Below are 15075 nucleotides of genomic sequence, written 5' to 3'. Positions count from 1 at the left end.
ACTGGAAACTGACAATTGTAAACTGAAACTATTTCCGCTGCAGATTAGCTAAAATGGTTTTTAAAATATGGCGTGTTGCAGGCGACCACCATTGTGCCAACATTTTTTCTAAAGTAGCAGATTGATCGGCAGATACCGCAGCAATTAGCTCTTCGCGAATATTGACTTTACTTTGCGCCCAGGTATTGCTTTCGAGTTCCATGTATTTTTTAATCTTGCGCTCGGCTGCTGTTGATAAACTCTCATTTTTAACCAATTCATCTACCAGGCCAACCTTTAATGCTTCTTCAGGATTATACAGCTTGCCAGAGAGTAAACTGCGGGTAGCTTCTGCTTTACCAATCCAAAATGCATATAACTGGAAAATACTATGCGGTACGATAATACCCACCGGAACTTCGTTTAAGCCAATAATATATTGTCCCTCTGCCATTACCCGGTAATCGCATGCTAATGCCATAACGCAACCACCTGCCGGGCTATGTCCACTAATTGCAGCAACCATTGGCTTTTTAAACGAAACCATATTGGCCGTAAAATTCAAAAACAATTGCCAGAAAGATTTAGCCTCGTTTTCATTATAGTTATAAAGTTCTACCAGATCCAATCCAGCAGAAAAGAAAGGTGCTGTCCCGGTTAATATCACACCGCCAATGTTATCATCGGCAGCAATATTTTGAAGCATATCATTTAGCTCTGTAATCAACTCACGGTTTAATGCATTTGATTTCCCTCTGTCTAATGTGATGGTTGCCAGGCGATCTTTTACGCTTACTTTTATTGTATTCATATTTAAATAGTATCAAGATTTAAGAATCCAGTATCAAGACAAATATACCACAGCATAAACTATGCATGCATACTAATTCAAATTTATCTATTTTTCTCTATTTAACATCATAAGTATAAACTTTTCTGGCTAAATGCCCTGCAGCGTCTATTCCTTCTATAACCATTCGATAGGTGCCGGGCTCATCTGCATTATAAAAATCAAATTGTGCTTTTCCATCTTTATCTGTAACCACCTGTGGGTTCCAATAAATAGTTGTTCTTAAATCGGGCTTATTGTCAGGGCTTGCATTATCGTATTTTGGCGAATAAAATTCTCTTGAAACCGTAAATCCTTTAGGATTAAATGTCACAATTCCCGGCGCATATCTATCTACACTTCTACCACCATCACCACGTTTAGTGGTAATAATGATTAAACCTCCACCACCTCGTGAACCATAGATGGCCGTATTACCAATACTTTTTAGCAACTCTATAGATTCTACATCCATAGGTGTAACGTTATCCAGAAAATCGGCCTCCATTTGCATACCATCTACAATAATACCCATCGGTGTATCTTGACTGCGCATCAGGTATGGTATATTTCCCCTAAATATTACTCCAGGTAAACGACCCTGCAAACATTGAGATAGGGTAACGCAAGTAGACAACTGGTCGGCGGTCATTACAAAGTCGGCCCTACCGGCTCCGTTTAGGTTTGATGAATTTTTGGCCGGATTTTTCTTTTCTGTAATGGTCACCTCATCGAGTTTAATGGTTCGCTCCAGCAATCCCAAACGGGTCATCTCATTAAAATAGTTATCACTTTCTTTAATGTACTTCATTAACGTATTGTTTACATTGACATCAACATCGGCTCCATTTTTATTCTTCGTTACAATCTGCCCAGGAACAATATCAAGATTAATGTCTACAAATTTCCGCTCTGTTTTAGTTCTTGCCTGAACTACAAACTTTGTACTGTCGCCAAAACTTAAATTATCGAACACAAATTTACCTTCGGCGTTGGTTACCGTATCTAAAATGTACATGGTTCCTTTTGTGGCCATAAGCATGACTTTGCCACCAGGTACAGGCTTATTGCCTTTCATCACTGTTCCGCTAATGGTAATGGACTCTTCAGGCTTATAGGTTATATTCGGACCAACATTATTGATGATGTTTTTCCAAAGAAACCTTCTCCAGCCCTGGGTAAGCATCAGGTTATCGAGTTCTTTTTGTGTTTGAAGATCATCTTTAAGAAAATAGTGGTTGGGCTGCTCTACATATCCGGTCAGATCGGAAGTGAGTAATAGTGAAGTTAAAATATTCGATTCATTGTTTTCATCAGGAGCAACTTTTGTGGCATTGGTAACGGCTACCGAAAAACTCCCCAAAACAGGTTTATTATCATTATTTGCGTTGAAAGTAAAAGCTGCTTTTCCTCTTTTTGAGCTCGATACGCTAGATGAATTAAGCGATACGTCGATTAACTCTGACCGGTTATTTATAAATACCAAACGTTCTGCTAAAGGCTGATTGCTGTCCGAAAACAAAGTAAACTGAACAATACCTGCTGGCAGGTTCTTTTTTGGAATATTGGCCATCAGCACTTGTTTATCCATTTTGGCTTTAGAGCCATAATATACATTGCCACCTTGCTGGGCAACAACTTTCAATTCAGCCCCATTCGTAAGATCGGCACTGGCCATAATTTTAACTACTACCTTACCCGTATCCAAAGCATTTACTGAAAGTGCATATCCACTCTTAACCGCCACCGGAAGTTTTATCGTCTTTTCGGAACCATCTTTAAACTTAACCTTTGCAGAATATGATCTGCCTGACTGACTATTAAAAACGAAATTTCCCATGCCCAGAAAATCGGTAGAAAAAGTGGTCACTTCATTTCCCGTTTCATCTATAATACTGCCTTTCACATCCTCACCACGGCCATTGGAACCTACGGCTTTAATGGCTACTTTTTGTGGAAGTTCTTCAACAAACGTCCCACCCTCCGGCATAAACTGTACATCCACATCGTTAGAGGTCGAAGTAATCGGTATAGATTTGATCACTTTTTGTTTATTATCAAGCGTTATCGTCGCGATAATTTTTCCGGATTTATTTTGAAAGGGCTGGTTATTGGTAAAATTAATCACGGCATCGCCCGTTAAACTGGTTTTAACTTTGCCTTTGCTAACCGAGCGGTAATCTAATTGAACATCATAACTTACTTCGTTCTGGCTATATGCAATCCCATTTTTATCTTCAAAATGAATGGTAGCAGTAACCTGATCTACATTGTTCTCTTTGGCAAAATTGTAGGCGGTTTTCGTAAAAACCTTATTCGCCCAGCTATTTCCGATCTTAATGGTCTTATCATAAAAGAAATCTGTACCAAAATTACGCATGTAGTTGGTATAAGCCCTAATCCGGTAATTACCCTCAGCAAGTGAATCGGTTAGTTTAAAGTCGCCCCAGGTAATACCACCCATGATGGGCAATTTAACCTGCTTTTTTAGCGAATCTTTTTCATTGATCAGTTCTACATACAGAATTTTGCTGATATCAGAAGGCGCCGAAGTTTTGGTATTTACCACATAGGCTTTGAACCAGATATCATCTCCGATGGCATAATAAGGCTTATCTAAATGAAGGTGGACTTTTTCCTGAGGATATTTACTGGTGTAATCATCCAGTTTCTTTAAAAGCTGACTAAATGGATCATCATCCATTTTAAATGCGCCAAAAACAATAAGCAGAGATAGAAAACTAATGGCGAGAGTAATTTTGAGTTTCATGTGGTTAGGGTACAAATAAATACGTGTCAAGGTACAAAACCTAAGGCATACTTTTATGAAGTAAGCATGAAATTTAGTTAACCTGCTAAATTTTTAGTTAGCCGCGACAGATCTGCTTTATTTATTAAGTGGCAGGGTTATGACTCATACTATAATCTGCACTTCATTTCCATGAAAAGACTATTGCGCGTTCAGTGATTTGGAAATGAGCATACAGTGATTCTCTATCCTCGGTTTGTGTCCTCACAGAACGAAAGAGGAATATTCAAAAGTGGTTAGTGGACATACAGTCCACGGGAAGCTGTATCTTATCGGTTGGTATCTCAATGATAGAAATAGAATTAGGAAAATGATTGGTTTGTGGTTCTTGGCAGCTTTAGCCCCGCTTTCGCTATAGTCCTCGCTACACTCCGGGCTATTCCGCTCTATCGGGTTTAGGAACAGAGGTCTGCGCACCCTGCAACCACACGAATGAAATGTTACATTGTCCATTTAGCCTCCTAGGTGCAGCGATAATCTGCAGCAAGGAGGTACGAGACAGCGAAGCGTATAAACGGAAAACGGAAAGTTAAGAACCTGAAAACAGACTGCGAATCATAAACCCGACAGCAGCGGCGGCTCCCGATTCTTCTATCGGGACCACAGCGAATGGCGGGGCTACAGACCGCCATAGTGCACCGACTTTCATTTCCAAAAAAAAACGAAAACGTATTTGTCGGCGACCAATAGCTTAAACAAATTGTTAAAACTTATTCTTCCACATCATGCTTTCCACCGGCCTGGTGGTTTTATTATTGTACTTTGCATTACCTTTTGCATTGTACATGGTTTCAATCTTACCTTCAACAACAAAATAAATCAATTGCCCGATAGGCATTCCGGCATAAACCTTTACTGGTTGCGCTACAGATATTTCCAATGTCCAGGTATTGCAAAAACCAACATCGCCTTTACCGGCTGTGGCATGAATATCGATACCCAGTCGCCCGGTGCTGCTTTTCCCTTCTAAAAAAGGTACGTGTCCGTGTGTTTCAGTATATTCTACAGTAACACCAAGATATAAGGTACCCGGGTAAAGTACGTAACCATCTTTAGGAATTTCGAAATGTTCGATTTCGTTATGCGCCTTCGCATCGAGTACGCGGCTTTTATAAGTAGCCAGATATTTCCCTAAATGAACATCATATGAGTTGGTTCCTAAACATTCACGTTTAAAAGGCTCAATGATGATTGTTCCCTTCTCCATTTCTTCTAATATCCTGCTATCAGATAATATCATTTTTATACGTATTTTTGGCCTAAATTATCATTTATTTAAGATAATTTTGCATGTAATCTCCAATTTAATCAATGCCAATCATTTACCACAAAAATATTGATCAGCATTCTGTTTTAGCCATTTGGAAAATTGAGGAAACGGAAGCAGAGTTGTTGGCCGGACTGCAGCTTAAGCAGCACGAACATGATATTATTTCATCATTAAACAGTGGCAAAAGGCTATTGCACTGGTTAAGTACGAGGTTGCTTTTACGAACCATGCTCAATACAACCGAGTATATCGATTGCCAGTTTGATGAGCACGGCAAACCTTATCTGGTTAATTTCAATTATCATATTTCGTTAAGCCATTCTTATGATTATGCTGCCGTAATGATTAGCCAAGACCACCCCGTTGGTATTGATATCGAACTCATTAAACACAAAATAAAAAGCATTAAACACAAGTTTTTAAGCGATTTGGAGCTCGCCCAAAAACAGATTGGCGATAATACGGATGGCTTATATGTAGCCTGGTGTGCCAAAGAGGCTGTTTATAAATGGCACGGCAAAAAAGGATTGGAATTTAAGCAGCATATCCATATTAAACCTTTTAAGCTAAAAAACGAAGGCTCATTAAATGCATTGGTAGAACTACCTTCAGGTACGCGTGAGCTAACTATTAATTACTTTAAAACAAAAGATGGATATATGTTGGGCTATGTAGCCGGCAATTCTTAATTTATATGGAGATGAACGAGATAGCGAATAAAGCAATTGTCACAGGCTTAAAACCAACCATTTTCTCAGACTGGGGACTGACAGACTACCAGGAAGCTTGGGATAAACAGGAAGATCTGCTCAATAAAACAGTGGCTATTAAAACTGAAAACCGGGTGAATAACACGAATAAGCCTACACCAAATCACCTTATATTTTGCGAGCATCCACATGTTTATACTTTAGGTAAAAGCGGTCACCCTGAAAATTTATTGTTGGATGAACAAGGTTTAAAAGATAAACAGGCAACCTATTATAAAATAAACCGCGGTGGTGATATTACTTATCACGGGCCAGGACAGATTGTAGGCTATCCAATTCTTGATCTCGATAACTTTTTTACTGATATCCATTTATACCTACGTACCCTGGAGGAGGCAGTTATCCTTACTTTAAAAGACTATGAGATAGAAGCAGGCCGTTATCCCGGTTTTACTGGCGTTTGGTTAGATGCCGAAAATGAAAAGGCACGTAAGATATGTGCAATGGGCGTACGCTGCAGTCGCTGGGTGACCATGCATGGCTTCGCCTTTAATGTAAATGTAGATTTAGATTATTTCAAAAATATTGTTCCCTGCGGTATTGATGATAAAGCGGTAACCTCATTAGCACAGGAATTGGGCTATCAAATGAATATGGAAGAAGTGAAAGGCAAATTGAAAAATTATATTGCCGAACTGTTTAAGATGAAGCTGGTTTAGTAAGCGATAAAACCAAGTTTGAGGTTACTTCGTAAGTCAGGTTATGAAGATTTTATTAAGCGCTGTTTTATTTTGTTTCTTAACTTCGGGCTGTACTAAAAAAGCCCCCATGATTAACGAGCCAACAACCAATCAAGCTACAAATCCTTCAAAAGGAACAGGAAATTTTACTTATTTAGCCCTTGGCGATTCTTATACAATCGGCGAATCAGTCAAACAGGCAGAATCTTTTCCATATCAGCTTCAAGGTCTATTAAAGGCCCAAAACATCACTTTAGCAAATCCCAAAATTATTGCGGTTACAGGCTGGACCACCAACGAGCTTCAGGCGGCCATTAAGAGTGAAAATGTAAATGGCACTTTCAGTTTTGTGACGCTTTTAATTGGCGTAAACAACCAATACAGGGGCTATCCCTTAAGCACCTATAAAAAGGAGTTTTCAGAACTGTTGCAAACGGCAATTACTTATGCGGGCGGTGATAAAACCAGGATTTTTGTGGTTTCCATACCCGATTGGGGCGTTACTCCTTTTGGCAAAAATTCTGGAAGAAGCATGCAAACTATAGCCAATGAGATTGATAGTTTTAACGCCGCAAACCAGGAAATAACGCTAGCTGCAGGCGTAAGTTATACCAACATCACACCTGCATCAAGAAATGCAGCAACCGACCTATCGTTAGTAGCAGATGATGGATTACACCCAAGTGCTAAAATGTACGCCGAATGGGCTACTGCTTTATTAACGAAAGTATCAGCGGTGTTGAAATAATTAAATACTCATTTATTCCATTTTTGAATTAAAAAAATTACTTTAGTTTAACTATTTAAATTAAATAATCATAAAGTTTATACTATGGAAGATCAAAAACCTCAAGAACAAGCTCCTTTCGGGCAACCACCGTTTGGACAACAACCTTTCGGGCAACAACCATTCGGAAATCCTGTCCCAAAAAATTGGCTTGTAGAATCAATCCTTGTTACCTTATTCTGCTGCTTGCCATTCGGAATAGCTGGTATTGTAAATGCTGCAAATGTGAATAGTAAATATGCTGCTGGCGATTACGCCGGGGCTCAAGCTGCATCTGCCGCTGCCGGAAAATGGACAAAAATTGGCTTTTTTGTTGGTATCGGTGTTTATGTTTTGTACATCTTATTTTTCGTAGTACTTGGCTTTGGCGGCGCCATGATGAGCAATTACAGATAGATGAAGTTTCTGTACATCTTAGGCTTGATTGTATTGTTATCTTTCGTGATAATTTATTATCAGTTCAATCCTGAGGTGTATAGTTTCTTTCCAGAATGCCCTTTTCACAAATACCTGCACTTGGATTGCCCTGGTTGTGGCTCTCAGCGGGCAATACATGCCTTGCTTCATCTAAACCTACAGAAAGCAATGGGATATAATCTGCTACTGGTGTTTAGCTTACCCATCCTTGCTTTACAACTATTCTGCAAAATTTACTCTTATTTCACTAAGAAAACCCTACTATTACATTTTTGGTACAGTCCAAATACGCCGAAAATAATCTTTGTTATTGTAATGATATTCTGGATTGCCAGAAATTTGCCGTACCCCCCATTTAATTATCTTGCTGCTTAAACGCCCATATTAGCCGTAAGATGATTGTAATCCTTTAGTACTGTTTCCAGAAACTGTAATTCATTCATTCCGGCGGGAATATTTACCAAAATATGGGCGTTGGTTTTGGCCGCCATGGCATAAATTAAATCGGCATTTCCTGTTTGATAATAACTGGTCAACACTTCATGAATAAGTTCTATATCCCGATCATTTAAATGCAGTACTTCTTTAAATAGCGGTTCATATTCTTCAGGCAGATTAAAACTGAATGCTACATTGGCCAATTCAGTACGGGCTTTGGTTTTAATCAATGTTGTTTTGGCCAGTAAGTCCCCTAATCGCTGGTGGTTTTCAGTGACCGCTACCGAAACCAGCGCAACAACGCCCCAGCCAAAAGGAAAACCAAAATCAACCATCCGGAATAACCACCTAAAAATATACTGCCCGAAAGTTGGCTGTGTACCATCTATGCTGATTACCTTAATTTTTAATACCTTTTTTCCAAAAGTCTGCCCGTCCATAGTGATTTCGCAAACCAGATCGTAAAAAACAAAAACTGCCAGGAAAATAAATAAAATAACCATTGCTGCAATACCAGACATCGCCATTTGAGCTGCTCCCATAACTACCAGGGTAATTATAGCAAGCACTGCAAATCCGGCAAGGTCGATACATCGTGCGGCTATCCGTTCTCCAAGGCCGGCAATTTCGTAATCAATATCAATATTCTGAGCCGTGCTAATTCTGATGCTATCCATATTCAAACATAATTTTTTTTGAGATAATAGGTGCAGGGAAATCTTTATTTTTTAAAACTAATGTTTTATTATATTTTCAACTGAACTATTCAGCTATGTAGATTTGTTTTGAAAGGTTAAAACATCTGAGAATAATTCGGGTTTTATTTCCATAAAATTTAGCTATTTTACCCCAAGATTTGGTAACGCCTATAAATGAGAGAAGCACTATTTGTTAAACAGAATTCGAAGAAGTGGCAGTATTATGATTCGATGCAGCAGCCTAGTCCTGATGAAGTGGCCAATCAGTTTATCGAGATTACCAACGATCTGGCATACTCAAAAACATTTTATCCAAATTCGAAAACTACGGCCTATCTTAACGGCTTAGCTTCCAAATTACACCAATCTGTTTACAAAAACAAAAAGGAAAAATCGAACCGCTTTATTCATTTCTGGAAAACTGAACTTCCCTTAATATTTTTGCAACATCGAAAACAGGTACTCTATGCCCTGGCATTCTTCTTGGTTTCCTGTGCCATTGGCGCTCTATCGGCCAAATACGATGATACTTTTGTTCGTTTGATTATGGGCGACGCTTATGTGAATATGACGAACGAAAATATTGCTAAAGGTGATCCTTTTGGGGTTTATAAGCAAAGTAATGAATTGATGATGTTTATGCAAATTGGGTTTAACAATATTTTTGTTGCACTGTACACCTTTGTTTTAGGCATTATATTTTCTTTCGGGTCCATCGTCTCGTTATTCAGAAACGGTATCATGCTAGGCTCGTTCCAATATTTCTTTTTTAGCAAAGGCCTGGGCTTTCAATCGGTTCTGGTAATCTGGATTCATGGAACATTGGAAATATCGGCAATTGTTTTGGCGGGTGCGGCTGGTTTAGTTTTGGGTAATAGTCTTTTATTCCCTAAAACCTATACCCGAATGGCCTCTGTATTAAGAGGCGCAAAAGATGGATTAAAAATGGTAATAGGCCTGATTCCTATATTTATTGTAGCCGCATTTTTTGAAAGCTTCGTTACCCGACATACTGAAATGCCTTTGTGGTTAAGTGTACTGATTTTGCTGTCTTCTGCAGCTTTTATCATCTGGTATATATTTATTTACCCCATTAAAATCTATCATAACAAGCAACACCAACATGCTAGGGAAAATTGAATTTAAGAAAAGAAGAGATTTCGGACAGGTGATCAATGATACCTTTACCTTCATGCGCCAAAATTTTAAGCCGCTAATCAAAATATACTTTACTTTTTGCGGTTTATTTGTACTGGCCAGCATGTTAACCATGTTAATGCAACAATACAAAATGGTTAACATTATCAATACCATCGGTAACGGTAGAAACAGCAATGGCTTAGGTTTCTCATCATTGCATGGAATAGAATATTTTCTTTCAGTTTTGTTCTCTTTGGCTTCGTATGCCAGCATGACTGTTGCCATACTTTCTTATATAGCCATTTATGTAAAAAAAGGAAATCAAACACCTACTACGGATGAGGTTTGGGGATACTTTAAATATTACTTCTTCAGGATTTTTGGAAGTTCTATTTTACTACTCATTATGTTGGTCATTGCTTTTATGTTTTGCCTTGTGCCAGGCTTTTGGTTATTCCCATACGTAGCGATGATGTTTCCCATAATGGTGATTGAAAATGGTTCGCTGGGCTATTCTTTTGGTAGAAGTTTCAATGTTATTAAAGATAATTTCTGGGTTACCTTTGGTACGCTGATCGTAGTATGGATTATTGTTTATGCCTGTATGAGCATGATTATTCTACCTACGAGCCTGTTTAATATGATTGGGATGTTTACGCATAAAAGCCCCCACATGTCATTAACACTGACCATGATTACAACAGTTCTGCAGTCATTGTGCCAGGTGTTTACCATCATCCCCATTATTACCATTTCACTAGCCTATTTTAGTTTGGTTGAACAAAAAGAAAACACTGGCTTAATGGAAAGGATTTCTAATTTTGGCGATACCGGAAAACCTATTGATACCAGACCTGAAGAATATTAAAATGCAACGCGCACTATTCCGATATCTTCTTGTTTCACTGTTGTTTTTTATCCCGGTAATCAGCAAAGCACAAGCTGTCAAGCCTAAATCTGCTACTAGCGAGATCAGGGTGGATAGTGCTCAAATTACTCCTTTAAAATTCGATAAAGATTCCATCAATAGTTATAAAAAGCAAAAGGAATTTCAATATGATGAAATTGGCGAGCAGCAATTGTCGTGGTGGGATAAATTCTGGATGTGGTTTTGGCGGTTAATCGGTTCCTTAATTCAGGATGCAAGCACTAATTTAATTTCGAGGTATATTTTTATTGGACTAGGCATAGCACTTATTTTGTTTATTGTGATTAAAACCATCGGGGCCGAGAACATATTCAGAAAAAAACCGAAAGCAACAATCCTTCCGTACGATGTAATTACCGAAAATATTCATGAAATTGATTATGAACAGGAGCTGCAAAGGTTGGTTGCCGAAAGAAAATTCCGTCTGGCGGTTAGGCTTTTATATTTAAGGGCATTAAAAAAACTAAGCGATGCAGAAATCATTAATTGGCAGCCCGATAAAACCAATTATAATTATTTAATGGAAATTGATAAACCGGAACTAAGAAATGATTTTAGTAAGCTTACCCTACAGTTTGATTATATCTGGTATGGCGATTTCCCTATTGACGAAGTAAAATTTGAGCCTATCAACCAATTGTTTAACCAGTTTAACAGCCAGATTAAATGAAAGGTTATAAAATATATCTGATCATTGGCGCTATACTAATTATTCTTTATTTAGTTGCCCAGTACAACAAACCCACGCCAACAAACTGGGCACCTACCTATGCGGTAAAAGATAAAATTCCATATGGAACATATATTTTGTACCATCGGATAAAGGATATTTTACCAAAGACAACAATTAAACAATCTAAAACTGCAATCTACAATACATTAAAGGATAAAAACTTAAACAAGACAGCTTATTTAATCATTGCCCAACAAGTAGAAATCAGTAAGACAGATTTCGATCAGCTGATTAAATACATGCAGGTCGGTAATGACGTTTTTATTGCCAGTTACGATCTGGGAAAAATAGAAAAAAGCCTCAAACTACAAGCGCTTATCGCCATGTCGGCAGAAGGCCGCACATTGAACTTCACCAATCCAAACCTAAAAACTGAGGCAAACTACGGTTTTGAAAGAGGAATTGGCAGTCAATATTATTATAAAATCGATACCAATAAGGCTACTGTACTCGGTGTGAACGGAGATGGAAAACCCAACTTTGTGCGTTACAGCTATGGTAAGGGAAATCTATATCTGATTGCTGAACCAGGTTTTTACACTAATTTTAATCTGCTGGATAAATACGGCGCAGAATACGCCGCTAAAACTTTAAGTTATCTACAAGGAACTCAGCAGCTTATTTTTGATGAGTATTTTTCTGCACAAAAAGCCACCACAACCGATATACTCCGGGTATTTTTTAAACACCCTGAACTCAAATACGCTTACTACCTGGCCATATTCAGCTTGATCGTTTTTGTGCTTTACGATATGAAGCGCAGACAAAGAATTATTCCAATTGCTGATCCGCTTACCAATTCTTCATTAGCGTTTGTTCATGTCGTAGGTAGCGTTTATTACCACGAACGCAACAACCTCGATATCGCCTTAAAAAAGATCAACTATTTTTTGGAATATTTGAGAACGAGATATTATTTAAAAACCAATGAAATTGATGGCAACTTTGCCCAGGTACTCATGGAGAAAACTGGCATTAACGAAGCATTGGCCAAAACCATTACCAATCATATTACACAAACACCAACAATGGGCACCTTAAATGATACCCAATTAATTTATTTAAACGAAAGTATAGAACAGTTTTATAAAAATACGCAAAGCAATGGAACAAGAACAGTTTAACCCACGTACCGATTTAAGCGCTTTAAATGAGGCGGTAAATCAGATCAGAAATGTGCTTGGAAATATCATTATCGGACAAAAACAGGTGATTGATTTCTTAATTGTTGGTTTGCTTGCTGATGGCCACATCTTAATTGAGGGCGTACCCGGAGTAGCGAAAACACTTAGTGCAAAATTGCTTGCCAAATCCATAGAAGCGCAATTTTCGAGGGTGCAGTTTACCCCCGATTTAATGCCCTCTGATGTTTTGGGAACCCCAATATTTAATACCAAAACAGGAGATTTTGAATTTAGAAGAGGTCCTATTTTCGGTAATATTATTTTGGTTGATGAGATTAACCGTGCACCGGCCAAAACCCAATCAGCACTTTTCGAAGTGATGGAAGAACGCCAGGTGACTATTGATGGAGAAACCTATATCATGGACGAACCGTTTATGGTGCTGGCCACCCAAAACCCTATTGAGCAAGAAGGTACTTACCGTTTACCTGAAGCGCAATTAGACCGGTTTTTATTTAAAATTGAAGTTAAATATCCTTCGCTAGAGGAAGAAACTGCGATCTTAATGGCGCAACATGGTCTGATTAATAAAACATTGCTGAATGAAGTAAAACCCGTATTGTCCATCCAACAGATACTGGAAGCCAGGAGTGTAATCCGCAGTTTATTTGTAGAACCGAAGTTATTGGAGTTTATCGCCAAAATTGTAAACGAAACCCGCAACAATCCATCGCTATACTTGGGCGCGTCGCCCAGGGCATCATTAGCCATCGTACATAGTGCAAAAGCTTTTGCCGCTATGCAAGGCCGCGATTTTATTACACCAGATGACATTATTGCTGTAGCTATCCCTGTATTGGCACACAGGGTTTTATTGTCGCCTGAAAAGGAAATGGAAGGATTAACCACAAGCGACATCATCCATCAGATTATTAAAAAAATAGAAATACCGAGGTAAGTCGGTTTGCAGTTGCCAGTTTGTAGTTAACCGATTTAAATAATTAAGCAATTAAACAACATTGAAAAAATTCTTTCAGCAATATTACAGCAACCTATTCCTGACCGACCGTTTATTCGCGGCCCTAGGATGCTGCATTCTACTTTTTTTGTTGAAGTTCTTTTTTCCCTGGCTTGGCGATATCCCCGAAATTGCTACAGGTGCGGTCATCTTATTATTTTTTATCGATATTTTTATTCTATACCGTAATCATAATGGGATTGAAGCCAGAAGATTAACTGCTAAACGTTTGAGCAATGGTGATGAAAACCCGATACAGATCGAGATAAAAAATCATTATGGCTTTGGGGTAAATGCAAGGGTAATTGACGAAATACCTTTTCAGTTCCAGATTCGTGATAAAGATTTTAAGCTCCATATAAAACCCGCAGAAATAAAATCAATCCACTATAATTTACGTCCAACCAAACGTGGTGAATATGATTTCGGATTCATTAGAGCTTATATCAGTTCGCCATTAAGTTTAGTTAGTAGGCGTTACAATTTTGATGGCGCCAGGATTTTACCTGTTTTTCCATCGTTCATCAATCTTGGTCAGTACGAACTCATGGCAGCATCGCGCTATTTAACTGAATTTGGGATTAAAAAGATCAGAAAGATCGGACAAAGCAGTGAATTTGACCAGATTAAAAATTATGTTGGCGGCGACGATATTCGTACCATCAACTGGAAAGCCACTGCAAGAAAAGGCAGTTTAATGGTGAACACCTATATAGATGAAAAATCACAGCATATCTATTGTATTATTGATAAATCGCGGGTAATGCGCATGCCTTTTGAAGGATTGAGCTTACTTGATTATGCTATAAATGCAACCGTTGCACTTTCGAAAGTCGCCATGCTTAAAGAAGATAAAGCCGGATTGATTACCTTATCAGAAACGATTGGATCGATAGTACCTGCAGACCGTAAAGCTTCACAGTTGGGCAGCATTATGAATGTGCTTTACAAAGAAAAAACAAGGTATTTGGAAAGTAATCTTGAAGCCCTGTACACTACCGTTCGTACTGTTGTAAAACAACGCGGTCTTTTGGTTTTCTTTACCAATTTTGAGAGTTTATCAGCGCTCCAGCGCCAGTTACCCTTTTTAAAAAGAATTGCCAAATACCATTTACTGTTGGTTGTGTTTTTCGAAAATACCGAGCTAAAAGAATTAAGTACAGAACCTGCTAAAGATGTGGAGGGGATTTATCATAAAACCATTGCAGAGAAATTTATCTACGAGAAAAAATTAATGGTTAAAGAATTAAACAAACATGGTATTTTGGCTATTCTTACACCACCGCAAAAGCTTACGGTAAATGTGATCAATCAGTATTTGGCCTTGAAGGCACACCAAAGAATTTAGTTTGGAGTTAACAGTGGTGAGTTTGGAGGTATTGTTACAACAATATGCCTGGCAACTCTAAGCCCCAAACGCCCAACTCAAAACTCCCTATTCTTCTTCCACCATCC

The 15075-nt window shown here is 38.4% G+C and carries 15 protein-coding genes; 11 read left to right on the top strand and 4 right to left on the bottom strand.

Features of this window, described 5'->3' with window-relative positions; all coding sequences use genetic code 11:
• Window positions 1-28 precede the first annotated feature (28 nt).
• The 3 genes from PGN18_RS08120 to dcd form a co-directional block, all read right to left on the bottom strand.
• Window positions 29-790: an enoyl-CoA hydratase/isomerase family protein gene (locus tag PGN18_RS08120; protein ID WP_335318948.1), complete on the bottom strand. Its 762-nt coding sequence runs from the start codon at window positions 788-790 to the stop codon at window positions 29-31.
• A gap of 97 nt (window positions 791-887) precedes the next feature.
• On the bottom strand, window positions 888-3578 hold the full coding sequence (locus tag PGN18_RS08115; protein WP_335318947.1) for a carboxypeptidase-like regulatory domain-containing protein: 2691 nt from the start codon (window positions 3576-3578) through the stop codon (window positions 888-890).
• A gap of 742 nt (window positions 3579-4320) precedes the next feature.
• Window positions 4321-4857 (bottom strand): dCTP deaminase, encoded by a 537-nt coding sequence (gene dcd, locus PGN18_RS08110; RefSeq protein WP_335318946.1) that lies wholly within the window; start codon window positions 4855-4857, stop codon window positions 4321-4323.
• 71 nt (window positions 4858-4928) lie between these two features.
• Between dcd and PGN18_RS08105 the strand changes: the two genes are divergently transcribed.
• The 5 genes from PGN18_RS08105 (at window position 4929) to PGN18_RS22360 (ending at window position 7916) form a co-directional block, all read left to right on the top strand.
• Window positions 4929-5576 carry a 4'-phosphopantetheinyl transferase family protein gene (locus PGN18_RS08105; RefSeq protein ID WP_335318945.1) on the top strand — a complete coding sequence of 216 codons (648 nt, stop codon included), beginning with the start codon at window positions 4929-4931 and terminating at the stop codon, window positions 5574-5576.
• A gap of 11 nt (window positions 5577-5587) precedes the next feature.
• Window positions 5588-6316 (top strand): lipoyl(octanoyl) transferase LipB, encoded by a 729-nt coding sequence (gene lipB, locus PGN18_RS08100; RefSeq protein WP_335318944.1) that lies wholly within the window; start codon window positions 5588-5590, stop codon window positions 6314-6316.
• Window positions 6317-6359: 43 nt separating this feature from the next.
• Window positions 6360-7085, top strand: coding sequence for an SGNH/GDSL hydrolase family protein (locus tag PGN18_RS08095; protein ID WP_335318942.1), 726 nt, complete (start codon window positions 6360-6362; stop codon window positions 7083-7085).
• Window positions 7086-7169: 84 nt separating this feature from the next.
• Window positions 7170-7520: a CD225/dispanin family protein gene (locus PGN18_RS08090; RefSeq protein ID WP_335318941.1), complete on the top strand. Its 351-nt coding sequence runs from the start codon at window positions 7170-7172 to the stop codon at window positions 7518-7520.
• On the top strand, window positions 7521-7916 hold the full coding sequence (locus tag PGN18_RS22360; protein ID WP_442955341.1) for a DUF2752 domain-containing protein: 396 nt from the start codon (window positions 7521-7523) through the stop codon (window positions 7914-7916). It abuts the gene before it with no gap.
• On the opposite strand, the gene PGN18_RS08085 is transcribed toward PGN18_RS22360, so the two are convergent.
• On the bottom strand, window positions 7913-8656 hold the full coding sequence (locus PGN18_RS08085; protein WP_335318940.1) for an RDD family protein: 744 nt from the start codon (window positions 8654-8656) through the stop codon (window positions 7913-7915). The two genes, PGN18_RS22360 and PGN18_RS08085, sit on opposite strands and share 4 nt — an antisense overlap.
• A 195-nt stretch (window positions 8657-8851) precedes the next feature.
• Here PGN18_RS08085 and PGN18_RS08080 point away from each other — a divergent pair, with 195 nt between their 5' ends.
• The 6 genes from PGN18_RS08080 (at window position 8852) to PGN18_RS08055 (ending at window position 14968) form a co-directional block, all read left to right on the top strand.
• On the top strand, window positions 8852-9817 hold the full coding sequence (locus PGN18_RS08080) for a stage II sporulation protein M (RefSeq protein WP_335318939.1): 966 nt from the start codon (window positions 8852-8854) through the stop codon (window positions 9815-9817).
• The gene (locus tag PGN18_RS08075) at window positions 9801-10685 is read left to right on the top strand and encodes a hypothetical protein (RefSeq protein ID WP_335318938.1); all 885 of its coding nucleotides are present in this window, start codon (window positions 9801-9803) and stop codon (window positions 10683-10685) included. The genes PGN18_RS08080 and PGN18_RS08075 overlap by 17 nt, the downstream gene beginning before the upstream one ends.
• A 1-nt stretch (window position 10686) precedes the next feature.
• A complete protein-coding gene (locus PGN18_RS08070; protein WP_335318937.1) occupies window positions 10687-11415 on the top strand; it encodes a DUF4129 domain-containing protein in 729 nt (242 codons plus the stop codon).
• A complete protein-coding gene (locus tag PGN18_RS08065; RefSeq protein WP_335318936.1) occupies window positions 11412-12602 on the top strand; it encodes a DUF4350 domain-containing protein in 1191 nt (396 codons plus the stop codon). The genes PGN18_RS08070 and PGN18_RS08065 overlap by 4 nt, the downstream gene beginning before the upstream one ends.
• A complete protein-coding gene (locus PGN18_RS08060) occupies window positions 12583-13560 on the top strand; it encodes an AAA family ATPase (RefSeq protein ID WP_335318935.1) in 978 nt (325 codons plus the stop codon). The genes PGN18_RS08065 and PGN18_RS08060 overlap by 20 nt, the downstream gene beginning before the upstream one ends.
• A gap of 61 nt (window positions 13561-13621) precedes the next feature.
• Window positions 13622-14968, top strand: a complete 1347-nt coding sequence (locus tag PGN18_RS08055) for a DUF58 domain-containing protein (protein WP_335318934.1) — start codon at window positions 13622-13624, stop codon at window positions 14966-14968.
• The last annotated feature ends 107 nt before the right edge of the window (window positions 14969-15075 follow it).

Source organism: Pedobacter terrae (genome assembly GCF_036946585.1).
Lineage (GTDB): Bacteria > Bacteroidota > Bacteroidia > Sphingobacteriales > Sphingobacteriaceae > Pedobacter > Pedobacter terrae_C.
The sequence above is the reverse complement of the archived record's forward strand: the minus strand, read 5'-3'. Positions and strand labels throughout refer to the sequence as shown.